The organism is Streptomyces sp. NPDC088762, assembly GCF_044750905.1.
GTDB lineage: Bacteria > Actinomycetota > Actinomycetes > Streptomycetales > Streptomycetaceae > Streptomyces.
This window is the reverse complement of the sequence record NZ_JBIVKT010000014.1, coordinates 66,633-90,133: the sequence shown is the minus strand read 5'-3', so window position 1 is coordinate 90,133 and position 23,501 is coordinate 66,633. Positions and strand designations below refer to the sequence as shown.

The 23,501-nt window shown below is 75.3% G+C and carries 15 protein-coding genes; 9 read left to right on the top strand and 6 right to left on the bottom strand.

Annotated elements, in window-relative coordinates:
* Positions 1-73: 73 nt before the first annotated feature.
* The 4 genes from ACIP5M_RS27215 to ACIP5M_RS27200 all read left to right on the top strand — a co-directional run bounded on the left by ACIP5M_RS27215 (position 74) and on the right by ACIP5M_RS27200 (position 8,732).
* Positions 74-3,193: a type 2 lanthipeptide synthetase LanM family protein gene (locus tag ACIP5M_RS27215; protein ID WP_401201616.1), complete on the top strand. Its 3,120-nt coding sequence runs from the start codon at positions 74-76 to the stop codon at positions 3,191-3,193.
* 250 nt (positions 3,194-3,443) lie between these two features.
* Complete coding sequence (locus ACIP5M_RS27210; RefSeq protein WP_401201612.1) at positions 3,444-3,650, top strand: hypothetical protein; 207 nt, start codon at positions 3,444-3,446, stop codon at positions 3,648-3,650.
* 120 nt (positions 3,651-3,770) lie between these two features.
* Complete coding sequence (locus ACIP5M_RS27205) at positions 3,771-6,737, top strand: helix-turn-helix transcriptional regulator (protein WP_401201610.1); 2,967 nt, start codon at positions 3,771-3,773, stop codon at positions 6,735-6,737.
* A 195-nt stretch (positions 6,738-6,932) separates the two neighbouring features.
* The gene (locus ACIP5M_RS27200) at positions 6,933-8,732 is read left to right on the top strand and encodes a BTAD domain-containing putative transcriptional regulator (RefSeq protein WP_401201609.1); all 1,800 of its coding nucleotides are present in this window, start codon (positions 6,933-6,935) and stop codon (positions 8,730-8,732) included.
* Between the two features lie 55 nt (positions 8,733-8,787).
* Here the strand turns inward: ACIP5M_RS27200 and ACIP5M_RS27195 are convergent, their stop codons facing one another.
* From ACIP5M_RS27195 to ACIP5M_RS27170, 6 genes are read right to left on the bottom strand one after another with little or no spacing between them, the layout of a single operon-like run.
* Positions 8,788-10,941, bottom strand: a complete 2,154-nt coding sequence (locus ACIP5M_RS27195) for a prolyl oligopeptidase family protein (protein ID WP_401201607.1) — start codon at positions 10,939-10,941, stop codon at positions 8,788-8,790.
* 25 nt (positions 10,942-10,966) lie between these two features.
* Entirely contained in the window at positions 10,967-12,568 is a 1,602-nt protein-coding gene (locus ACIP5M_RS27190) for an MFS transporter (protein ID WP_401201606.1), read from the bottom strand.
* Positions 12,565-13,494 (bottom strand): DUF6895 family protein, encoded by a 930-nt coding sequence (locus ACIP5M_RS27185; protein WP_401201605.1) that lies wholly within the window; start codon positions 13,492-13,494, stop codon positions 12,565-12,567. Before ACIP5M_RS27185 ends, ACIP5M_RS27190 begins: the two co-directional genes overlap by 4 nt.
* Before the next feature lie 2 nt (positions 13,495-13,496).
* Complete coding sequence (locus tag ACIP5M_RS27180; protein WP_401201603.1) at positions 13,497-14,765, bottom strand: radical SAM protein; 1,269 nt, start codon at positions 14,763-14,765, stop codon at positions 13,497-13,499.
* Positions 14,762-15,724: a DUF6895 family protein gene (locus ACIP5M_RS27175; protein ID WP_401201602.1), complete on the bottom strand. Its 963-nt coding sequence runs from the start codon at positions 15,722-15,724 to the stop codon at positions 14,762-14,764. Before ACIP5M_RS27175 ends, ACIP5M_RS27180 begins: the two co-directional genes overlap by 4 nt.
* 9 nt (positions 15,725-15,733) lie before the next feature.
* On the bottom strand, positions 15,734-16,966 hold the full coding sequence (locus ACIP5M_RS27170; protein WP_401201600.1) for a glycosyltransferase: 1,233 nt from the start codon (positions 16,964-16,966) through the stop codon (positions 15,734-15,736).
* Positions 16,967-17,498: 532 nt separating this feature from the next.
* Between ACIP5M_RS27170 and ACIP5M_RS27165 the strand changes: the two genes are divergently transcribed.
* The 5 genes from ACIP5M_RS27165 to ACIP5M_RS27145 are packed head-to-tail and all read left to right on the top strand — an operon-like array spanning position 17,499 to position 23,493.
* On the top strand, positions 17,499-18,581 hold the full coding sequence (locus ACIP5M_RS27165) for a radical SAM protein (protein ID WP_401201598.1): 1,083 nt from the start codon (positions 17,499-17,501) through the stop codon (positions 18,579-18,581).
* Entirely contained in the window at positions 18,578-19,240 is a 663-nt protein-coding gene (locus ACIP5M_RS27160; protein WP_401201596.1) for an iron-containing redox enzyme family protein, read from the top strand. Before ACIP5M_RS27165 ends, ACIP5M_RS27160 begins: the two co-directional genes overlap by 4 nt.
* Positions 19,241-19,299: 59 nt before the next feature.
* Positions 19,300-19,479 (top strand): aroma-sacti cluster domain-containing protein, encoded by a 180-nt coding sequence (locus tag ACIP5M_RS27155; protein WP_401201755.1) that lies wholly within the window; start codon positions 19,300-19,302, stop codon positions 19,477-19,479.
* A 40-nt stretch (positions 19,480-19,519) separates the two neighbouring features.
* Complete coding sequence (locus ACIP5M_RS27150) at positions 19,520-22,663, top strand: adenylate/guanylate cyclase domain-containing protein (protein WP_401201595.1); 3,144 nt, start codon at positions 19,520-19,522, stop codon at positions 22,661-22,663.
* Entirely contained in the window at positions 22,660-23,493 is an 834-nt protein-coding gene (locus tag ACIP5M_RS27145; RefSeq protein ID WP_401201593.1) for a S8 family peptidase, read from the top strand. Before ACIP5M_RS27150 ends, ACIP5M_RS27145 begins: the two co-directional genes overlap by 4 nt.
* Positions 23,494-23,501: the final 8 nt, after the last annotated feature.

The window sequence follows — 23,501 nt, the reverse complement described above, 5'->3', positions numbered from 1 at the left end:
GCGCACAAGGGCCGGCTCGACGGCGGGGCGCCACGGGACGGCGCCGGCCGGCTCGGGGCCGGGTCGCGGCGGGGTGGAAAACATGGGGGTCTCTTCCCCATGCGGGAAAGGCCCTCCCCGTACCAAGATCGGGCGTGGCGCGGAGCGGTGGGGCCGGGGTCGAGGAGGGGCGTTGGTGGCTGGGCAGGGGCGGGCCGGGGTTTCGCTGTCGGCGGTCGAGCGGTGGTGGGAGGCCGGGCTCGTCGGCGGTGGCGGGGGTGAACGGCGGCCGGACTGGGCCGCGTTCGCCGAAGAGGCGTCGGCCGCAGCGCCCGAGGAGGCCGTGGCGCCCGAGGGGGCCCATCCGGAACTGAGCGGTTTCGAGTGGGTGCTGCGGCCGTTCACCGTCTGCGCGGGGGAACGGCTGGAGCGCGGCGTGTCGGGGCGGGCGCGCAGGCTCGTGGACATGACCGCCGTACGGGAGGACCTGGAGAGGCACCTCGGCGGCAGGCTGGCCCGTGCAGCGGCGCGGACGCTGGTGCTGGAGCTGTACGAGGCGCGGAACGCCGGGCGGCTCGACGGGGACGACACGCGGGCCCGGTTCCGGGACTTCCTGGGGCGCACCGCGTCCCGGCGCGGTCTGACGGCCCTGCTGGCCGGCCGGCCGGTGCTGGCGCGGATCCTGGGGCGGGCGGCGCTCGACGCGACGGACGCCCTCGCGGAGGCGCTGGAGCGGCTGGCGGACGACCACGCCCTGCTGGCCGGCGGCCTCCTGGCGGAGTCCGGCGGGGGCGTGCTCGTGGGCGTCGAGCCGGGCGCCGGTGACGGGCACCGCGGCGGACGGAGCGTGATGCTGCTGCGTTTCGCCGACGGGACCCGGCTGGTGTACAAGCCGCGGCCGCTCTCCGCGCACCGCCACTTCAACGACCTCGTCGCCTGGTTCAACGCGCTGCCCGACAGCGTGGACCTGCGTACGCTGCGGCTGCTCGACCGGGGCGACTACGGGTGGGTGGAGTTCGTCGCCGCGGCACCCTGCGCCTGCGCCGCGGAGGTCGAGACGTTCTACCGCCGCCAGGGCGCGCTGCTGGCGCTGCTGCACCTGATCGACGGGACCGATCTGCACCACGAGAACCTGATCGCCGCCGGCGCCCACCCGGTGCTGGTCGACGTGGAGACCCTGTTCCACCCGCCGCTGGCGGGTACCGCCACGGCGGACCCCGCCGCCCGCGCACTGCACGACTCGGTGTACCGGGTCGGGTTGCTGCCCCAACTGCTGGTGGGCGACCACAGTGCCCTGGACGTGTCCGCGGTCGGCGGCGGCCGCGAAGCGGTGTCGCCCGTCCCCCGGGCGGACTGGGCCGACGCCGGCACCGACCGGATGCGCCTGGTGCGCAGGGCCGGGAGGTTCGGCGAATCCGCCAACCGGCCACGCCTCGCGGGCGGCGGACCCGTCGAGCCGGCGGACCACATCGAAGCGCTCTGCGCCGGATTCCGCGCCGGGTACACGGCGATCGGCGCGGCCAGGGAGGAACTGCTGCACGGGACGGCCCTGTTGAAGGCGTTCACCGAGGACGAAGTGCGGGTGCTGGTACGCCCCACCTGGGTGTACAGCACGCTGCTCGACGAGTCGACGCACCCCGATCTGCTGAAGGACGCGGGTGAGCGGCAGCGGGTCCTGGAGTCCCTGCGGACCGACGAGCTCGGGACGGTCCTCGCGCCCGGCCTGGTGGACGAGGAGATCGCCCAGCTCTGGGCGGGGGACGTACCGCTGTTCACCGCCCGCCCGGGCCAGGGCCGCCCGTGGGGCGCGCCGGAGCGGTCGTCGGCCGGCCGCACGGACCCGTCCGGGATCGACCGGGTCGCCGCGAGGCTCGCCGCCCTGGACCCGGTCGACCGCCAGGACCAGGAGTGGATCGTGCGGGCCGCGATGGCGACGGCCTCCCGCGCGCCCGTGCACCGGCCCGTCGCGGACCGGCGCACCCGCACGGCGGAGCGCGCCCCGGAGCCGGAGCGGCTGCTGTCGGCGGCCCGGTCCCTCGGGGACCGGCTGGTCTCCCGCGCGTACCGCGCGGGACCGCGCAGCAACTGGATCGGCCTGGAGCTCCTGGACGACCGCTACTGGCGGATCGGCCCGATGCCGGCCGACCTGGCCGGCGGGTACACCGGCCCGGCGCTGTTCCTCGCCCAGCTGGCGGCGCTCACCGGGGCCGGACACTACGCGGAGGTGGCCCGTACGGCCCTGGCACCGGTGCCCGGGCTGCTCGACGCGCTGCGCGGCCGGCCCGCGGACCTCTCCGCGGTGGGCTCGGGGGCCTTCTCCGGCCTCGGCGGCATCGCGTACGCGCTCGCCGAGACGGCACGGCTGCTGGAGGATCCGGAGGTCGGCTCATGGGCGTGCGCCACGCTGCGGCTGGCGGGCGCGGCGGCGGTGTCCGAGCGGGAGCACGGCGTGGGCGCGGGCGTCGCGGGCGGGCTCGTCGCGCTGCTGGCCGCCCACCGGGCCGGGGCCGGTACCGGGGACGAGGAGCAGACCTGGCGGGACGCGCGGGCCTGCGCGGACCGGCTGACCGCGGTGGATCCCACGGCCGGCGGGCGGGGCTTCACGACGGGGGCCGCCGGGGTCGGATGGGCCCTGCTGCGGTTCGCCGAGGCCGCCGCGGGGTCCGGGGCGGCCGAGGGCGGTGAGCGGTACCGGCTCGCGGGCCTGGCCGCGCTGCGGGCGGCCGTGGGCGGGGAGCCGGACGCAGGCCGGGCCCCGGGGGGCCACGAGGGACCCTTCGGGGCCTCACCGGCGGAGGGGCCCGCGGTCGGGGCCCGGGCCTCGGCCTGGTGCCGCGGGCGCGCCGGCATCGCGCTCGCCGTGCTGGACGCCCCGGGCGCCCTGGACGACCCACACCTCGCGGGCTGGTCCCGCAGGACCGTCGAAGGGCTGGGCCGGGAGGGGCCGGCCGCCGACGACAGCCTCTGCCACGGCGAGGCCGGACTGTGCGAACTCCTGGGCCACGGCGCGGTCCCGGAGGCACGCCCGCACTGGATCCGCCGGGCCGGAGCACTCCTCGCATCCGTCGAGGAGACCGGTGCCCGCAGCGGCGCCCCGGAGGCGGTTCCGCATCCCGGCCTGCTCACCGGACTGGCGGGGATCGGGCACGGCCTCCTGCGGTCGGGGTTCCCGGAGCGCGTGCCGTCCCTGCTCCTGCTGCAGACGTCCGGCTAGGGGGCCGTCCGGATCAGGCCGGGCCCGTCCGCACGACACCCCTCAGCCGGCCACCCTCCTTGGCGCGTCCTTGGGAGGCCGATCCGTACGACGGGCCCGGGCGCCCGCCGCCGGACCGCCCACCCGGCATCCCGTACGGCCGAAGATCCGCGGTGCTCCCCCGAGGAGCACCCCGAGCGCACGACCGGACACACCGCACCGCCGCACAGCTCATCACGACCACCACTCCTGCGGATACGAAGGACGGACGATGACCATGCAGATCAACGACTCGGTGAGGTACGTCGACGGCAGCGCCGGCGCGGAGAGCGCGGCCCACGACCACCCGGTGGGCGAGGTGGTGTTCGGGGCGAGCGGAGCGCTGGGGCTGCGCGGCCGACTGCTCAGAACGGCCGACTCCGACGCCGCCGCCTCCATGGACATGCCCTGGACCACCGGCTCCCTCACGCTGTGCTGACGGGAGGACGGGCACGTCGCCCGGTGACGCGTCGGGGATGACGCCCTGACGGATCGAGCGGAGGCCGGGGGGTTCCCCGGTCCTCTGCCGTGCGTGAAGAAGATCAAGTAGCCTGCGCCCATGCGAGCGACGTCGTCGGTCATCGTGGGGCGGGACGCCGAGATCCGACTGCTGGACGAGGCCCTGGAGAGCGTCAGGAGGGGTGCCGGGCGGGCGGTGTTCCTCGTCGGCGAGGCGGGGATCGGCAAGTCCCGGCTGGCCGGCGAGTCCGCCCTGCGCGCGTACGCCCGGGACATGCCGGTGCTGCGCGGCCGCGCCACGTCCACCGGCCTCGTCGTGCCCTTCCGGCCCCTGGTTGAGGCGCTGTCCTCGCGGTTCCGGGCGGCGGGTGCTCCGGACGACCCCGAACTGCAGCCCTACCGGCCCGCGTTGGCCGGCCTCGTGCCGGAGTGGCGGGCCGACGCGGTGGCGCCTGGATACGCGATCTCGCTGGTCGAACTGGCCGAGGCGCTGCTCAGGTTACTGGCCGTGCTCGGCCGCGAGCGGGGCTGCCTGATCCTGCTGGAGGACCTGCACGACTCCGACACCGAGACGATCGCGGTCGTCGAGTACGTCGTCGACAACGTGGCGGAGCTGCCGGTCCTCCTGGTGGGCACGCTCCGGCCCGACCCCGGCCCGGCGCTGGACCTCGCCCTCGCCGCCGAACTGCGCAACACCGCCTCGGTGAGGGAGCTCGGGCCGCTGGGCGAGGCCGCCGTACGGGACATGGCGGCCGCGTGTCTGGACGTCGCAGCGGGTGAGGTGCCCCCGGCCGCGCACCGGCACCTCGCGCAATGGGCGGGCGGGAACCCGTACCTGGTGGAGGTGCTGCTGGCCGACCTGCTGGACACGGGACGGCTGAGCAGGGCCGACGGCGGGTGGCAGCTTACGGAGCACGGCGGGGCGACGGTACCGACGGGCGCGGTCCGCAGTTGGGCGCGCCGGCTGGACCGGCTCGACGAACCGGTGCGCGAACTGCTGCTCGTCGCGGCGACGCTCGGCGGCCGGTTCTCCGTCGGCGCTCTCAGGGCGGTGACCGGACTCGACGACCGGGCGCTGTTCGCCCACCTCCGGTCGGCCTCCGAAGTGGGGATCATCGCCCCGGACGGGGCCGCCCACGACCACTACACCTTCCGTCACGTCCTGACGGCGGACGCGCTCAGGGCCTCGCTGCCGCCCGCCGAGCAGGCCGCGCTGGCCCGGCGCGCGGCCTCGGCCATCGAAGAGTGCGCCGGTGAACTCTCCGGTGACCAGCGCCAGTTGGTGGCAGCCCTGCGGCTGGCGGCGGGCGACAAGGTGGCGGCGGCCCGGCAGTTCGCCCAGGTCGGCCGGCAGATGCTGGACGCCGGTGCGTCGGGCTCGGCCGCCGTGCTGCTGGAGCGCGCCCGGGGGCTCGCGGCCGACGAGGAGCGGGACGAGATCACGGTGCAGCTGGCGATCGCCCAGGCCGAGTCCGGGCGGCTCGACGAGGCGGCCGCGCTGCTCGACGACCTTCCGCCGACGCCCGCCGGGTCGCGGGCCGCGGAGGAACGGGCCCAGGCGCACACGCAGGTCGCGTGGGTGGCGACCATGGCGGAGCAGCAGGAGGAGGCGCGCCGCCGGATCCGGGCGGCCCGCGCCCTGCTCGGGGTCGCCGCGCGCCCGGAGCAGGAGGCGGCGCTCGCGGTCGTCGAGGGCCATCTCGCGCTGCTGCCGGAGCAGGACGGCCGGGACGAGGGGCGCGGCCCGGTGGGCCGGGGCGGCGAGGACGGTCGCGGGCGACTGGAAGAGGCGGAACGTTCCGCCCGGCGCGCCGCGCTCACCGCCGAGCAACGCGGCCGGCCCGTGGTCGCCTGCCAGGCGTGGCAGCTGCTGGCCATGCTGTCCCGGGAGCGCGGCTTCGACGAGGCCGACGCCTGCCTGGAACGGATGCTGGCGGTCGCCGAACAGCACCGGCTCGCGCTGTACCGGGCCGAGGCACTCGTACGGCTCGGCACCAACGCGTTCATGCGGACCGGTGAGGCGACCCGTCTGGAGACCGCCCGCACGGCGGCTCACGAACTCGGTTCGCTCGCCCTGCTCCAGGCCGTCGACGGGTTCCTCGCCATGCAGAGCGTCCTGGGCGGGCGGTGGGACCGGGCCCGGGAGATCGTCGAGCGGTCGGTGGAGGCCAGCGCCCGCCTCCAGAACCTGTCGACGCACCGCTATCTGCTCCTCGTCGACGCCACGCTCGCCGCCCACCGGGGGCGGGCCCGCGACCAGGAACGGGCCCTGGTCCGGTTCCGCCGGACGGGCGGAGAGGAGTCCATGCTCGTGCCCCTGCAGCGCGGACTGTGCCAGGCCGTGGGCGCGCTGATGGGGGAGGACCGGGAACGGGCGAAGGCCGAGCTCGACGCGGCGCTGGCGTGGGAGCGGGAGCACCCGAGCTTCTTCTACCTCAGCGGCCGGTACGGGCTCGGCCCCCTGTTACGGATCCTCGACGGCGAGGACGCCGGCCGGGAAGCGTATCGGGAGGCGCTGGCCTCGCCGGGCGGGCAGCTGGCCTGGAACCGGATGTTCCTCGGCATGGCGGACGCGGTGCTGCGCGGCCGGGACGGCGACGCGGACGGTGCGCAGCGCGCGGTGGAGCGGGCCGGCCGTGCGGCGACGGTGTTCCCGCAGGCGTGGCACCTCGCGCTGCGGCTGACCGCCGAGGCGGCGCTCGCCGATTCCTGGGGCGAGCCGGTCACCTGGCTGCGCACCGCCGAGGAGTACTTCCACGAGGCGGGCGTACCGACGGTGGCCGGGGCCTGCCGGGCTGTCCTGCGGCAGGCGGGGGTCAGCGTCTCGCAGCGCCGGGGCGGCCGGGAGCGGATCCCCGCGGGCCTGCGCACCGCGGGCGTCACACCGCGCGAGTACGAGGTGTTCGTGCTGCTCGCGGAGCGGCCCGGCAACCAGCAGATCGCCCAGAGCCTGTGCATCTCGCCCCGGACGGTGGAGAAGCACATGGCGAGTCTGATGACCAAGACCGGCTCCGCCGACCGTTCGGCCCTGTGTGCCCTGTCTGCGGAGTGCGCGGACACCGCTTAGGGGGCGCCGCCGGAGCGGGGATGGGGGACGCTCCCGTCCGTATGGGGGCACGGCCCCCCGTATGGGGGGCCGGTCCCCCATGACACGGTCACGGGCGGCGCGACTCTGCGGGCCCGGCACCGATGTGTGACGGGTACGGCCCGCGGATCATCGAGTGGACCGACCAACTCCCGTCACCCCACGGAGGTTCGCTCGATGCCGCGTCCGTTCGCGCAGTCCGCAGCGCCATCCGGCACGCTCAGGTTCTCCGTCCTCGGCCCGCTCACCGTCCACCGCGACGACCGGGCACTGCCCCTCGGCCCGTTGAAGCAGCGGGTCGTACTGGCAACCCTGCTCGGCTCGGCCAACAGCCCCGTCTCGGTCGACGCGTTGACCGACGCGGTCTGGCAGGAGGAGCCCCCGCGGACCGCACGCAAGAACCTCCAGGTGTACGTGAGTGCCCTGCGCGCGCTGCTCGCGGACGACGACCGGGACCGGCCGCGGCTCACCCACACCGGAGGCGGATACGTGCTGCGCGTGGCAGAGGACGAGCTCGACCTCCTGCGGTTCCGCTCCCTGGTGCGGGCCGCCGAGGGACAGGAGCCCCGTACGGCCGCCCGACTGCTGCGCCAGGCCCTCGACCTGTGGCAGGGGCCGCCCCTGGGCGACGACCTGCGGCAGTCGCCCCGGCTGGCCGAGGAGGCCGAGCGGCTGGAGCTGCGCCATCTGACGGCCTACGAGAGCTGGGCCGAGGCGGAGCTGGAGCTGGGCGGCGCGCCGGCCGTGGTCGAGGGGCTGCGTGACCTGGTGGAGCGGCACCCGCTCCGCGAGCGGCTCCGGTCCGCCTGGATGGGCGCGCTGAGCGGGTCGGGCCGGCAGGCAGAGGCGCTCGCGGCGTACGACGACTACCGGCAGCTCCTCGCCCGGGAACTGGGCCTGGAGCCGGGCGGGGCCATGGCGGCCCGTTACCGCATGATCCTCGCGGGGGACGTCCGGGCCGGGGAGGGGGCGGCCGCCCGGCCGCCGGCCGTTCTGCCGCCCGACCTCGTCGACTTCACCGGGCACGGCGAAGAACTGCGGCGGCTCACCGACCTCTTGGAGGACGACGGCGCCGGCCGCATCGTGATGCTGTCGGGCCCCGCCGGGGCCGGGAAGACCACGCTGGCGGTGCGTGCGGCCCACCTGCTCGGCGACCGGTTCGCCGACGGGCGGCTCTGCGTTTCCCTGCGTGACGCGGACGGCCGTACCCGCTCGCCGGCGACGGTGCTCGCGGAGCTCGGTGAACGGACCGGCCAGGCGGGGCTGTCCGGGCCCGAGGCGTGGCGGGAGTGGCTGGCGGAGCACCACGTGCTGGTGATCCTGGACGACGTGCCCGACGAACGCGCCGTACGACCGCTGCTCCCGTGCGGCGGGCGGGGCAGGGTGCTGCTCACCGCGCGCGGCCAGCTGGGCGGTCTGGCGCCCGTGCACCGGGTCCCCGTCCCCCCGCTCGGCACCGCCGAGTCGGTGCAACTGCTCGCGGGGCTCGTCGGCCAGGGCCGGGTACGGGCCGACCGGGAGGCCGCCCTGCGCATCGTGCGCGCCTGCGGCGGGTCGCCGCTGGCGGTCCGGGTGAGCGGGATGCGGCTCGCGGTGCTCCGCCACATACCGCTGTGGGAGTTCGCGGACCGGCTCACCGACCCCGCGGGGGCGCTGGACGAACTGACGTCCGGGGACGTGTCCGTCCGGCGGTGGCTGGCCCACGGCTGGGAGGCGCTGCCGCAGGAGTGGGGCCGTGACGTGGAACGGCTGGCCGCGGGCACCGGGGAGGGTCCCTTCGGCCTGACCGAGGCGGCCGAGGCCCTCGGTTGCGACGAGCAGCACGCCGTACGGGTGGTGGAGGCGCTCATCGGCGCCGGAATGGTGACGTCACCCTGCGGCGAGGTCACCGCGCACGCGGCGGAGTACGAACTGCCACACCTGATACGGCTGTACGCGCGCGGCTCGCGGCTGCCCGGTACGCCCGTGCCCACCTAGGGGGTCCCCGGGCCGGCTCCGGCCGCCGCCCCGTCGGGCGGCCGGAGCCGGCGTGTCACGGGGCCGCCGGACCGGGACCTTCCGGCCGGGCGGGCTCCGGACCCGGGAGTCCCACCTGTTCCGCCAGGAAGGCGAGGCACTCGGCCTGCAGGGCCACCGCGCGGGACGCGGACCGGTCGCCGTGGCCGACGCCCCGCTCCAGCCGCAGCAGCACCGGACCGGTGCCGCAAGAGGCGTGCTGGAGCGCGGCACACATCTTGCGGGCGTGCAGCGGATCGGTCCGGGTGTCGCCGTCCGCGGCGACCAGCAGCACCGCCGGGTAGGCGGTCCCGGGCGTGACCCGGTGATAGGGGGAGTAGCCGAACAGCGTCGGCAGCAGGGCCGGATCCTGCGCGCTGCCGTACTCGGGCGTCCAGCTGGGCCCGAGGCCGGACCGTTCGTAGCGGACCATGTCCAGCAGGGGGGCCATGCACACCGCGGCGGCGTACTTCTCCGGTTGCTGGGTCAGGGCGGCGCCCACCAGCAGCCCGCCGTTGGAGCCGCCCATGATCGCGAGGCGGCCCGGCTCGGTCCAGCCCTCCGCGATCAGGCGGTCGCCGGCCGCGGCGAAGTCGTCGAAGGTGTTCTGCTTGTTCCTCCCGCTGCCCGCCAGATGCCAGGCCTCGCCCTCCTCGCCGCCGCCGCGCAGGCCCGCCCAGGCGAACACCCCGCCGGCCCTGACCCAGGCGAGGACCTGGGCGCGGTACCGGGGCGACATCGTCTTGCCGAAGCCGCCGTATCCGGTGAGCAGCGCGGGGCGGGGCACGTCCGGACGGCCGGTGGGGGAGATCACGAACATGCGCACCGTCGTGCCGTCCCGCGAGGGGAAGGCGACCTGGCGGGTGACCGCCCCGCCGACGCCCGCGGCGTCCGGGGCGTCGCGCTCCCAGCGCGACGCGCGGCCCGTCCGGGCGTCGAAGCGGAGCACCCGCGGCGGCGTGACGAAGTCGGTGTAGGCGAAGTAGGCCTCGTGACCGCCGGGCGGGCCGGCGGAGAAGTCACCGACGGCGCCGGTGCCGGGCAGCGGGACCGTGCCGATCTGCCGGCCCTCGACCAGGTCGTGCACGGTCACCTCGGCCACCGTGTCGCGGGTCCAGGCGGCCAGGCCGAGCGGGTGCTTCAGCTCCGGGCCGGACAGCACGACGAGGTGGGTCAGCACCGCGTCGGGCCGTTCGGGGACCACCTCGCGCCAGGCACCGGGGCCCAGGCGCAGTTCGGCCGGCCGGCACGCGACGACGCGTCCGCGGGCGGCGTCGCGGTCGGTGCGCAGCCACACCAGGTCCCGGGGACCGGTGCCGGGTACCGCGTACAGGCGGGTGGCGGCGTCCATGCCCTCCTGAACGGGCCGCAGCTCCGGGCGCTCGAGGGGCCCCGCCGACAGGTCGGCCAGGTAGAGATCGGTGCCGCGGCCGGTGCCGAGCGTGGCCGTGACGCCGAGCCAGCGGCCGTCCGCGGTCACGGAGACGCTGTAGAACTGGGTCTTGTCCCGCCCCTCACCGAAGACCACGGCGTCCGTCCCGGGGTCCGTGCCGACCCGGTGCAGGCACACCCGGCGGTGGTAACGCCCCTCGCCGGGGTGGAGCCGGGGGTCGAGGTTCCTGACGTAGTAGTACGCCTCACCGCCGGGCAGCCAGCCGATCGACGACCTCCGCACCCGGTCCACCGGCCCGTCGACGACCTCCCCGGTGGCCACGTCGAGCACCCGGAGCAGCGAGTCCTCCGTGCCGTTCCGGGACACCTGGAAGGCCAGCAGATCACCCTCCACGGAGGGCTCCCAGGCGTCGAGCACGGTGCGTCCCGACGGGTCGAGGGCACTGGGGTCCAGCAGCACCCGCTCCCTCGTGTCCGCCCCGGCCTGCGCCACCATGAGCACCGGATGTTCCTGACCGGCGTCCTGCCGGAGCCAGAAGACCCTGCCGCCGCGGACCTTGGGCGACCGGACGCGGTCCACGGCGTCGATCGCCGCCACCTCCGCCTTCCAGCGCTCCAGGTGCGCCCAGGAGGCCCGTTCCGCCGCGTAGAGCTCGTCCTGCTCCGCGCTCCAGCGGAGTGTCGCGGGGGACTCGGCGTCCTCCAGCCGGCGGTAGGGGTCGGGGATGCGCAGACCGTGCAGTTCCTCGACGACGTCCTGCCGCTCCGCCCGCGGATAGCGGCGGGGCTCCGGGGTCACTCGTTGCTCCCTCATCCGTCGGTGGTCAGAGTTCGCTGGACCGGTTGATGATGCAGCAGGCGGAAAGTTCCTCGTCGTCGTGATGGGCGACGACCTCGACGTCCGCTCGCTCGTCCGGCTCGGGGTTCGTCGTCTCGTTCTCGGACATGTCCGTCCTCTTTCGTGTGAGGCGTCCGTGCGCGAACGGACGGGTCTTCGGTCGGGGAACGTGCGACGCGGGCGGACGGTCGGCGGGTGGCGCGGCCGTGTCACCGCCGGATCTCTCGGTGGCCTTCCCGGCGCCCTCCGCGGCGCCCTCCTCCGGGGCCTCCTCGGCGCCTTCCGCGCCGGGCAGGGCGGCCATGGCGAAGACGCCGGCCACGAGCACGATCAGCCCTGACGCGGCGATGATCGTGTCGACCGGGCCGAACCGGAGCCCGCCGAGGGAGCCCCCGGTGTCCCGCAGCACGGATCCGGCGAGCCAGCCGGACAGGACCGCGGAGAGCATCGACGCCAGCCTCGTCACCGGGTAGAACACGGCCATCACCCGCCCCCGGTAGTCCGGGGGCGCCGCCGCGAGCAGCAGCGGTGACATCGCCGTGTTGAGCAGGGTGAGCGGCACGGTGAACAAGAAGAGCAGGGCCAGGCCGCCCAAGAAGCCCGTCTGCCGGGAGTAGGCGACCAGCAGGACCCCGCTCAGCAGAAGGCTGATCCAGGTGGTCCTCCGCGCCCCGAGCCACTGCACCACCCGGCCCCCGCTCAGCGCTCCCGTGATGCCACCCGCGCCCATGGCCATGCCGAGGTATCCGTAGAGGTGGGCGTCCGCGTGGAGGTTGTCGGTGGCGAAGAAGACGTTGAGGGTGCCCAGCGCCCCTATCCCGAACTGGCCGATGACGGCGAGCAGGAGCAGCGCCACCAGGAACCTGCTGCCCGTGAAGAAGCGCAGTCCGTCCGTGAACTCCCGCCGCAGTCCGCCCGCTTGCCGCTCGGCGGGTCGCGGCGCGCCGCCCCGTCCCGCGGAGCCCGTGCCGGACCCGCGTACGCCGATGGAGCGGATCGCGACGTACGAGACCGCGTACGACAGGCCGTTGAGGAGCAGGGCCCACTGCAGTCCGGCCGTGAACAGCAGCGGCGCGGCGAGGGGCGGTCCGATGATCCAGGCCGTCTCGGCGGTCGCCTGCCCGATGCCGGCCGCGCGGGCGCGGTCGGCGTCCCCGGTCACCAGGTCCGCGAGGACCGCGAAGCGCGCCGGGGAGAAGAACTGGCCGGCCGCGTTGAGCAGGAGGACGGTCGCGTAGATCAGGCCGAGCCACACGCCGGTCGGGAGGGTGCCGGCCGGCAGGAAGGCGACGGCCGTCAGCACGGCCACCAGTGCGCCGCGCAGCACCTCGGTGCGCAGCATCGTGGCGCGCTTGTCCCAGCGGTCGACGAACACGCCCGCGAGCGGGCCGATGACCAGCACGGCGACGCTCGACGCCAGCACGATGCCGCTGACCGCCACCGGCACCCACGCCTCGCCCTTCCCGAGCACGGTGGCCACCCACAGCACCAGCGTCGTGTTGAAGACGGCGTCCCCGACGGACGAGACGGCCTGGCCGGACCAGAGCCGGGTGTAGTCCCGGTTGATGAGGGTCAGCCGCGGTGTCACGACGGCCTCGGCGACGAGACGATCAGCGCCATGAGAGCGGTGACCAGGGTCGTGTGGTACGCCTTCCGGAAGAACTCCGCGCCCGGGGCCGACGGGTGCGCCGCGAGCGCCGCGGACCGCCCCGGGACCGACCCGTCGGGCCGCTGGGCCCGCACCAGGCACTCCACGGCCGCGGCTCCCGAGGACGTGTCCAGCGGCTCGCTGCCCAGGATGAACTGGGCGAGGACCAGCTCCGCGGCCAGGTCCCACCGGTCGTGCTCGACGCAGTGGCGCAGCAACCGGTCGACCAGGTCCCGGGCGTGTGCCAGGGCCTCCCCGTCCAGCCCGGGGGCGGTCCGGCCGAAGTCGCCGAGATAGAAGGCGGTGTGCGTCACCGCGTACGCCTGCGGGGCGGTGAGCGGCGCCCCGTCCCCCGACGTCGCGTCCCTCGGTTCGGCGGCGCGGAACGCGACGAGCGGGCTGTGCGGCAGGAGTTCGGCGTACGGCTCGATGGTGTGGCGGACGTCGGCCTTGTCCGCGTAGTGGCGGATCTCGATGCGCTGGTAGGGGGACTTCCCCCGCGGCGCGAGGAACCCGGGGTCGAGTCGTGCGAGCGTCGCCCGGACCTGGGTGTCGTCGATCCCGTCGGGCGCCAGTGCCGCGTAGACCAGCCCGTACGTGGAGGCGTACTTCGGGACGCCGGCGAACAGGGGCGGGAAGTCCGGGTCCTGCCACAGCTTGCGGACCAGGGCCCCCGCCTCGTCCAGCGCCTCCGGAGGGTCGGCCGGGCGGGCCGCGCAATGGCAGAGCAGCGCCAGTTCCAGCGCCGCCTTCGCCTGTCCGTGGGTCGCCGACCGGGCGCTCGCCGAGAACGGGTCGAAGTGGTCCAGATTCCCGCCGAGCCAGCCGAGCGCGCCGGCGGAGAGCCGCTCCAGGGGTGAGGACATGACTACAGGCGCCCCGTCTCGTGCAGGTAGTCGAGCAGGGCCGTGTCGACGGAGTCGCGGAACCGCGCGAGCGTCCGCGCGTCCTCGTCGTAGCGGTAGAGGTCCTGGCAGGCGATCCAGCGGTCCCGGGTCTGCGCGCCCGGCAGATAGCCGTCGGTGACCGTGCCGACCTCCCAGTCGGGTTTGCCCGCGGTCTCCCAGCAGCTGGCCAGGGTCCCGTCCGCGCTCACCACCGCGCCGTAGCGGCCGTCGGTGTGACCGCAGGTGGCACAGCTCTTGTGGGCGCCGGGGCGGGTCACCGTGAAGCCGAGGTCGAGCGCCCGGCGCTGCCACCGCATGAAGGCGGCCGGGAGTTCGCCCGTGTGCAGCAGGCTGTTGGCGTAGCCGACCCCCACGTCGCCGATCCGGGCGAAGTACAGCGTGCACCGGGCCGGGTCGAGCGAGGCGGCGAGCCGGTCGATCAGGGCGTCCACGCCGTGGAAGGTCTCCTGGGAGACGTTGACCCGCAGCGTCCACTGGATCCGGGTGTCCTCGGAGGCCTTGGCGATGTTGCCGACGATCTTGTCGAAGGTGGCGCCGCCGTCCGCCCGGCCGACCCGGATCCGGTCGTGGTCGGCGCGGTCGCCGTCGAAGGTGACCTGGACGGACGTCAGCCCCAGGTCGGCGAGCCGGCGGGCGAGGGACGGGGTGAGCAGGGTGGCGTTGGAGATCATCCAGGCCGAGGTCGGCGCGATCCGCGCCGCCCGCTCCAGCAGTTCCAGGCAGCCGCGCGGGTTCAGCAGGGGCTCCCCGCCGAAGAGCAGGATCCTGAGCTTCTCCAGGCCTACTGCGGCCATCTGCCGCTCGGTGAAGCCGAGGATGTCGGTGATGGTCTCCGAGGTGAGGCGGGACCGGCCGATCCGGGGCGGCCGGCTGCCGCCCGCCTCGTCCTGCGCGGTGTTCTGGAAGCAGTACCCGCAGCCCAGGTTGCAGTGGGTGCTGGTGAGGACGGTCAGCGAGTAGGCGCGGATCCGGCCGCGGGTGAACATGCCCCGCTCGTGCAGCGACCGTTCCGCCTCGGGGCGCAGGGCACCGTCGCCGGTGACGTGCCGGTCCCGGAGCCGGGCGACCCCGCCCGGGCCCAGGAACCACCAGTTCTGCTCGCCCTTCAGGAGACGGGCGCCGGAGGGGAGGGGCGCGGGGGCCTCGGGGGCCGTCACCGCCGCTCCTGAGCCGGTGGCCGGGCTGAGGGTGACGGGCAGGCCGATATTCACCGCTTGGTCGATGCTCACAAGGTCTCCCGTACGGCCGTTGCCGCTGTCAGGGCGGGCTCGTCGGTGCGGGCGCCGGTGACGATCAGCGTCATCAGCGCCACGACGAGGGTCACTTTGTAGGACTTCCGGAAGTACTGCACGGGCGTCGCGTCCGCCGGGAGCCGCTCGGCGGCGCAGCGCCCGGGGATCGCTCCGTCAGCGGCCTGGGCCGCGACGAGCATGCGCAGGGCGGCCGCGCCGGAGGGGGTGCGCAGCGGATCGGCACCCAGGCAGTACTGGGCGATCAGCAGCTTCGCCGCGACGTCCCAGTCGCCGAGTCCCACGCAGTGGTCCGTCAGCCGTTCCACCACGCGCAGCGCCCGCCCCCGTTCCACCTCGGGAAGGCGGGGTTCGCGCAGGCCGAAGTCGCTGAGGTAGAGGACGGTGTGCGCGACCTGGCAGCCGTCCAGGTCGGCCACCGGCAGCGTGGCGGCGCGGGGGAGCGGACTCGCCTCGTACAGCTCCTCGTACGAGGCGAACCGGTGCGGGGCGCCCGCGAGATCGGCGTAGAACCTGGCCTCCAGATGCAGGAACGGGGGCTTGCGGCCCGGCGTCAGGTAGCTGCCGGCCGCCAGCCGGGCCAGTACGGCACGGGGCGCGTCGGTGGCGGCCCCGGCCGGTGCCAGCGCCGCGTACATGAGCTCGAACTGCCGTCCGTACCGCTCCTCGACGGTGAGGAGCCGAGGGAAGTCGGGGCGCTGCCACACGTCTTCCACCACCGCGGTCACCCCGGCCAGGGCGGGGTCGGCGGGTGCCCGCTTCTCCCAGTAGCGGCGGAGCATCGCGAGCTGCAGGAGGGCCTTCACGCGCGGGGTCACCGGCAGTTCGGCGCGCGCGGCCGGGGAGTCGAGGTAGGCCGCGTGCAGCCCGATCCACCGCCGCGCGCCCGCCGACAGGCTGGTCACGGCCTCGTCCAGGCCTGCTGATCGCGTACTCATGGTTCTCCTTTAGGAAACGGACGCCACGGCGGAGGGGGCGGTGGACGCCCCGGCCGGGAAGGCGGCGGTGGCTCCGGCCGGGGGAGCGGCGGACGCCCCGGCCACGCGCTCGACGACGTCGGCGGCGCGTGCCGCGCCGTCCATCGCGGCCAGCCTGCTGCCGAGCACGTGGGCGCGGGCCCGCAGACCGTCGTCCCGCCACGCGGACTCCAGCAGCGCCGAAGCCGCTGCGGACGGGCGGTTCGGGAAGTGCACGGCCACGCCGGCCCGCAGGCAGGCGCCGGTGAGCAGGGGCTGCTCGGAGCCGTTGGGTGACAGCGCGAGGGGCCGGCCGCGAAGGAGCGCGGCCAGTACGGGCGCGGAGGTGCCGCTGCTCAGCACGAGGCCGGCGCGGTCGACGAGCGGTCCCATCCAGCGCTTGCGGACCAGCAGGATGTCGGCGTCCGGGGCCGGTTGCGGGTCGGTCGAGCGGCCCTGCTCGACCACGGCCTGGAACCGGCCGCCGGTGAAGGCCTCGTTGAGGCGCGGCCACAGGCTCCTGCCCTCGAAGAAGCGGCCGAGATGGACGTAGACGACGGGCTTGCCGGACCGCGACAGGTGATCCGCGATCGCATCGACCTCGGCCGGGTCGGGCGTCGGTTCCCAGGACAGCGGTCCCACGTGGCGGACGCGCTCGGGCAGGCGGGCCCCCGGATACTCCAGTTCCGGATCCCCGCGCAGCAGCAACGCGTCGCCCAGCAGCGGTTCGTCCCCCCACCGGGAGGCCCGCCCCGCCAGACCGGTCTGCTCCCGGAGGCCGTTGTGGATCCGCAGGCAGTCCTGGGTCCGGCTCTGCCGGGTCCGGCCCAGGTGCGGTTCGTCGTCGCCGCCCGACCGGTAGTCCCACAGGTGCGCCGCGAGCCCGATCACGACCACCGGGACGTCCAGCGTCTCGGCGGCGAGCAGGGCGCCGTTGCAGAGCACGGAGGTGACCAGCAGGTCGGCCCCCGCCTCGCGGGCCGCGCGTACGATCGCCCGGTACTGCGCCGCGCCGGTCGGCCCCCACCACGTGGCGGAGAACGCCCGGTGGCCGCCGTAGTCCTCGGCCGCCGCGAAGGGCAGTCCGGCGTCGGACGCGACGGTCGCTGCGGTGGAGCGGCCCAGCACGCCGACGTCATGGCCCCGGCGCCGTAGTTCCCGGCCGGCCGCGATCGCCGGGTAGAGGTAGCCGCCGTCACTGAGCGGGCAGAGAAGGATCTTCATGGTCGCCGCTCCCACGGTGTGGCGGTTCCGGTGCCGGGGTGGCCGCGGGCCCCCGGCTCCGGGCAGGATCTGCCGAGAGCCGGGGGGCCCGCGCGGTGCTCAGGCTCGGGAGACGAGCTGTCACATCTCCGCGGAGTGGTTGACGATGCAGCCGGCCTCGGCCTCTTCGTCCTCGCCGTGGGCGACGACCTCGATGTCCTCGGTCTCGGTCTGCGGCTTCGTGTTCTCAGACATGTGCGTCCTCCTTCGTCGGCGGCGTCGGTGTGGCGCCGTCTGAGCAAGAAGTTAGGGACGCCGGGTACGGGAACGCCTGGCCACCGGTTCGGCGCCGGTATACGCCGAGCACAGGGCCGCGGTACGACCCCGGATCCCCGCCGCAGACCCGGCCGATCCCCGATGTGCGGCCGCTCCGACCTGCGGATCAACCGATCACCAGGCGTTCGTGAACCGGAAGTGTGCCGCCCGCTGCCACGATCCGGGCCATGAACCGCGCGCGGCAGCGGCGCGCGGCACGAGCACGAGAGGGGGAGACGTGGAGTTGTCGGAGCTCATCGGCCTGCGGCCGGTGCCCTGTGGTGGTCTCCTGGTGGCGCTCACCCGTCGCTGCCCCATGAGCTGCGCACACTGCTCCACCGGCTCCTCCATGTCGGTCTCCGAACAGCCCGACCCGGAACACCTGCTGCGCTTCGTCGGTTCGTTCGGCGCGCAGGACCGCCCCGAGGCGGTCATGCTGACCGGGGGCGAACCGCTGCTGCTGCCGGAACTGGCCGCCCGCCTGGCCGGTCTCGCCCGCGCCGCGGGCTCCCGTACGGCGCTGCTCAGCGGAATGTTCTTCGCCCGTGAGGGGCGCGTCCCGGACCGGATCATGCGGGCGATCACGGCCCTGGACCACTTCTCGGCGAGCCTGGACGTCCACCACGAGCGCGAGGTCCCCCGCGCGGGGGTGTTGCGCGCCCTGCGGGACGTGCTCGACGCCGGGATCCCCGTCAGCATCCACCTCACCGGTACCGGACCCGACGACCCGTATCTGGCGGACGCCGTCGCGGACGTCCGCCGCGTGTTCGCCGGCCGGGTGCCCCTCCTCGTCAACGAGGTCCGGCCGCTCGGCCGCGCCGCGGGCCTCGTCCCGGCGACGCCGACCGGACCGGACGGCTCCGTGGCGGCGCCGTGCACCCTCGCGGCCTGGCCCGTGGTCGCCTTCGACGGGACCGTGGCCGCCTGCTGCAACCAGTGGACGGTGGACCGCCGCCCCGTGCCCCGGCACCTGAGGCTCGGACACATCGCCGACGACGACTGGCCGGCCGTCCGCGAGCGCTCCCTCGGCTCCCCGGTCCTGCGGATGCTGCGCGCCGTCGGCCCCCAGCGGCTGCACGCCCGCTACGAGAGCTCACCCGCCCCGGCCGGCTACTGCCGCAGCTGTCACGCACTCGCCGACCGCCCCGGCGTCCTCGCGGGCGCGGACCGCGATGCCGGCGGCCGGGTCGGTGAACTCCTCGACCGGTTCAGCGCGGAGCAGCAGCGCGCCGCCGGACCCGCCGCGCTGGTGCGTCGCCTGGGCTGCGCCCGCTACGCGGACCTGGTCGAGTCGCTTCCCCCGGAGAAGAGCCCTCGGTGACCGCCCCCGCATCCCTCGCGCTCAGGACCAAACTCGCGCCCACCACCACCGCCCTGAGGGCCGCGACCGCGGCGCTGTGGCGACCGGACGGACTGCGGCAGCGGTACCCCCGCTACCTGGCGGCCATGCATCCGCTCGTCCGGGCCTCGGTGCCGCTGCTGGAGCGGGCCGCCGAGCGGTGCGCCGAGCTGGACGACCCGTCCGCGCGGAACCTCGCGGCGTACTACACCCGCCACGCCGAGGAAGAGCGCGACCACGACACCTGGCTGCTCGAGGACCTCGCCGCCGCCGGTGCCGGGCCGGCCGCCGTACCGCCCCCCGTCGTCGTCGAACTCGCCGGGGCGCAGTACTACCGGATCGAGCACGAGCACCCCGTCGCGCTGCTCGGGTACATCGCGGTCCTGGAGGGCAACGCTCCCGGGCCCCGGCTCGCCGACCGCCTCACCGAAGCCACCGGGCTCCCCGACGGCGCGTTCCGCACCCTCAGGGAACACGCCGAGCTCGACGGCGGCCATCTCGACGACCTCCACCGGGTGCTCGACGACCTCGCGCCGGCCCCGGCCCGGCAGACCACCGTCTCCGTCAGCGCGCTGCACACGGCGAACCTGCTCACCCGGCTCTTCCTCTCCCTCGCCGCCGACCCCGGAGGACACCCGTGACCGAGGACACCAGGCCCCACGACGACACCCCGTCCGGTGATGCCCCGCCCGAGCCCACCCTGGAGGAGCTGGCCGCCGCGGGGTTCGACCTCGACGCCCTCAGCGAGGAGCAGTACGAGGTCCTGCGCGCGCTGGGCCCCGAGGAACTGGCTCTGCTCGTCGACATCAGGGGCAGGCTCGACGCGGCGGCTCCCGAGGTGCAGGCCCATGCCGACGTGGCGGGCGGCGCTCTGTTCTGACCCCGGCCGTCCCGCGGTCCCGCGTCCACCGGAGGAATCCATGCCTTGCACCGAGTGCCGGAGCGCACTGCCGCCCGACGCCCGGTTCTGCCCCTTCTGCGGCAGCCCGTGCGCCCCCGGGCCGGTCACGGCCAAGCCGACCGGCCGCAAGGTGGTGACCGTCCTGTTCTGCGATCTGGTGGGTTCCACCGCGCTCTCCGGGGCACTGGACGCGGAGACCCTGCGCTCGGTGACGCTCCGCTGGTTCGACCTGATGAGGCTGCGGATCGAGGAACAGGGCGGCACCGTGGAGAAGTTCATCGGGGACGCCGTGATGGCCGTCTTCGGAGTGCCGACCGTGCAGGAGGACGACGCCCGCCGGGCCGTCGCCGCCGCCCTGGCCATGCGGGAGGCGCTCGCCGGGTTCAACGTCCGCCTGGAGCAGGGCGTCGGCGTACGGCTGGAGATGCGCATCGGTCTCAACACCGGCCAGGCGGTGACCGGTTCGGCAACCCTGCGGCAGGCGATGGTCTCCGGCGAGGTGGTCAACATCGCCGCGCGCCTGGAACAGAACGCCGCCGCCGGGGAGATCCTCATCGGACCGGACACCCTGGCGGCCGCCGGGCCGGGCGTCCGGACGACGGAGACCGGGCCGCTGCTGCTCAAGGGCAAGAGCGACCGGGTCACCGCTCACCGCCTGATCGGCCTGGACGAGGGGGAGGGCCCGGAGGCGCTGCGCCGCTTCGACCTCGCCTTCATCGGCCGGACCCGCGAACTGGCCCTGCTCGACCGGACGCTGGACCGGGTGGTGCGCACCCGCCGGGCCGCTCGCATGGTGATCGGCGGGGAGGCGGGCCAGGGCAAGACCAGACTCGTGCGAGAGTGGCTCCACCGGGCCACGGCCACGGCGGGCGGCCCGCGTCACGGCGTCGGGCGCTGTCGGGCCCGCGGCGAACAGCCCAGCCTCGGACCGCTCGCCGATGCCGTGGCCGACCTGCTGAGGACCGGAGTGACGGCCGTACCGTCGCCCGAACTGGACCTGCTCCACCAGGGCCTGCTCCTGAACGGTACGCCCAACCCGTCGCCCGCGGACACCTGCGCCGCACTCGCCAAGGTCCTTGCCGGGCTCTGCGGAACGCAGCCCGTGGTGCTGGTGATCGACGACTGTCACTGGGGCGCGCAGCCGCTCTTCGACGCCCTCGACCGGCTGCTGCGGGCACTCGGCGACGCCGCCGTCCTGATCATCCTGCTCACCCGTCCCCACCTGTTCGACGTACGACCCGGGCTGGCTGCGGACGCCGTGCCGCTCGGCGGGCTCTCCGACGCCGAGGCGCAGCTCCTCGCTGCCGAGCTGACCGGGGGCACGGCGCACGGCGAGCCGCTCGGCCCCCAGGCCCTGGCACGGGCGGGCGGAAACCCGCTGCACCTGGAGCAGTTGCTGGTCGCGGGCGACGCGATCGACGCGGACAGCGTTCCGCTCCCGCTCCAAGCCCTGATCGGCGCGCGGATCGACGCGCTCGACCCGCCCGAGCACCGGGCCCTGGGCCTGGCCTCCGTGCTGGGCGGCGACTTCACCGCCGACGAACTGACGGCGCTCGCCGGACATCCCCCGCCGGCGTGGACCGGCCCCGAACTCCGACCCTTGCTGCACCGGTTGGTCCGGCACCGCCTGATCAGGCCGGACGGCGCGGCGTTCCGCTTCGCCGGAGGGCTGATCCAGGAGGTCGTCTACGCCAGCCAGTCCAAGCAGGACCGCGCCGACCACCACGAACGGGCGGCCCGCCTGGACTCGGTCCGCCGGCGGGGCAGCGCGGCGGTCGGGGGCCACCTGGAACAGGCGTACCGCTACCGGGTGGAGCTGGGCGCCCAGGACGCGCACACCGACGGGCTGCGCCGGCGCGCCGCCGACGCGCTCGCCGAGGCCGGGCGCCTCGCGCTGGCCCACGCGGACCCCGTATGGGCGGCCGACGTGCTGACCAGGGCCGCGGCCCGGTATGCGGCGGGCGAGCCGGGACGTACGGCGACACGCCGGCGGCTCGGCCAGGCGCTGCTGGACCTGGGGCGCGGCACGGAGGGCAGAGCGCTGCTCGAAACGGTGCTGGCCGAGGCCCGGGCCGACGGCGAGGAGGCGGTGGAGAGCGCGCACGCCCGCCTCGCCTTGGCCTCGGTCGCCCGGTCCGGGGGACCGGGCGAGTCACCGGCAGCGGCCGCCGGCGCCACCCTGCCGGTCTTCGCGGCGGCCGGCGATGACCTCGGCCAGACCAGGGCCTGCCTGCGGCTCGCCCAGCGCGCCCAGGAACAGGGCCGGCACCGGTCGGCGGAGCGTCTGCTCGCCCGCGCGCTGGACCACGCGGTACGCGCCGACGCCGAGCCGGAGCGGGCCGCGGCCCTCGGCGCGCTGGGGGTCTCGCTCTGGCGCGGCCCCCAACCGGTCGCCGACGCGGTGTCCCGCTGCCGCGAGCTCCTTGCCGACCAGGGGGCCGGCCGCCGGGCCGTCCGGCTGACGCTCAACTGCCCGCTGGCGGTGGTGCTGGCCCTCCACGACGACCGGGACGGGGCCCTGGCCTGCCTCGCGGAGGCGGAGCACCTCGCCAAGAGGCTCGGCTACGCCGAGGCCGACGCCTTCCTGCCGATCTTCACAGCGACCGTGGCCGATCTGACCGGCCGCCGGGAGGAGGCGCTCCTGGGCCTGGAACGGGCCGCCGCCGCCGCGCGCGACCTGGGCGCCACGGCGCTGCTGCGCGGTGCCCTGCTGGACGCCGCCCGCATCCGGCTGGACCTCGGCGACTGGCGTACCGCCCGCGGCACCCTCGCCGAACTGGAAGGGGAGTACCAGGAACCGGCCCGGCCGCGAGCCGAGTCGGCGGACCTCGACGGCCTGCGCGCCCGGCTCGCCGCCGCACGGGGGCAGGCCTCGACCGCCACCCGGCTGGCCGCCCGGGCGCTCGCCACCGCCGACCGCACCGACTCGCCGATCGTCCAGGGCATCGCCGCCCTCGACCTCGCCCGAACCGCCCTGGCGCTGGGGCGCCCGGCCGACGCAGCCGCGGCGGCGACCCGCGCCCGCCGGCGCTTCGCGGACAAGGGCCATCTGCCCGCCGTACGCCAGGCCGAGGCCGTGGTCTTCCGCTGCCACAGCCGCTCGCCCGGGCACGGCCCCGCCGCCGGACGGGTCACCGGAGCCGGAAAGGAAGCACCACGATGACCGCCGCGCAGCAACCCGCGCCCGCACTCACCTGGGGCCTGCGAGGCCGGGGCCCCTCGGACGTACCCGTGGAGGCCGACGGGCCGCCGGACGCGCCCGACGAGGGTCTCCTCGGAGGCACCGGCCGCGGCGTACGCGTCTGCGTGGTCGATTCCGGGGTCGAACGGGACCATCCCATGGTCGGCCCGGTCGCCCGGTCGTGGAGGGTCTTCAAGGACGACGAGGGCGTCCACGTCGAGGAGACGGAGGAAGGCGACACCTGCGGTCACGGCACCGCCTGCGCCGGGATCATCCGGCGCACCGCGCCGGACTGCGAGCTGTCCAGCATCCGGGTGCTCGGCGACCGGTTCTCCGGCAGCGGGGACGTCCTGCTCGAAGGAATCCGCTGGGCCGTGCGCCAGCGGTTCGACGTGGTGAACCTGAGCCTGTCCACCACCCACGACCGCTTCGTGGAGGAGCTGCGCCGGCTGACCGACGAGGCGTACTTCCAGCAGACCGTGATCGTCGCCTCCGCGCACAACACGCGGGTGGAGAGCTTTCCCTGGCGCTTCTCCTCGGTGATCTCGGTCGGCAGCCACCAGGAGGACGACCCGGATCTCCACCTCTACAACCCCGAGCCCCCGGTGGAGTTCTTCGCCCCCGGCCAGAAAGTCCAGGTGGCGTGGCTCGGAGGCACGTCGATCCGCAGCTCCGGCAACAGCTACGCCACCCCGTTCATCGCGGGGCTCTGCGCGCGGATCCTGTCGAGCGGCCCGCGGCTGACGCCGTTCCAGCTGAAGAACGCCCTGTACCTGTCCGCAGCCAACGTCCGTGTCCGCGGCCGCCGGTAACGACCGGC

Bases quoted from the DNA above. Each gene is read 5' to 3' on its own strand.
- ACIP5M_RS27210 (WP_401201612.1), top strand. From the start codon at position 3,444: ATGACCATGCAGATCAACGACTCGGTGAGGTACGTCGACGGCAGCGCC.
- ACIP5M_RS27205 (WP_401201610.1), top strand. From the start codon at position 3,771: ATGCGAGCGACGTCGTCGGTCATCGTGGGGCGGGACGCCGAGATCCGA.
- ACIP5M_RS27200 (WP_401201609.1), top strand. From the start codon at position 6,933: ATGCCGCGTCCGTTCGCGCAGTCCGCAGCGCCATCCGGCACGCTCAGG.
- ACIP5M_RS27185 (WP_401201605.1), bottom strand. From the start codon at position 13,494: ATGTCCTCACCCCTGGAGCGGCTCTCCGCCGGCGCGCTCGGCTGGCTC.
- ACIP5M_RS27175 (WP_401201602.1), bottom strand. From the start codon at position 15,724: ATGAGTACGCGATCAGCAGGCCTGGACGAGGCCGTGACCAGCCTGTCG.
- ACIP5M_RS27170 (WP_401201600.1), bottom strand. From the start codon at position 16,966: ATGAAGATCCTTCTCTGCCCGCTCAGTGACGGCGGCTACCTCTACCCG.
- ACIP5M_RS27150 (WP_401201595.1), top strand. From the start codon at position 19,520: ATGCCTTGCACCGAGTGCCGGAGCGCACTGCCGCCCGACGCCCGGTTC.
- ACIP5M_RS27145 (WP_401201593.1), top strand. From the start codon at position 22,660: ATGACCGCCGCGCAGCAACCCGCGCCCGCACTCACCTGGGGCCTGCGA.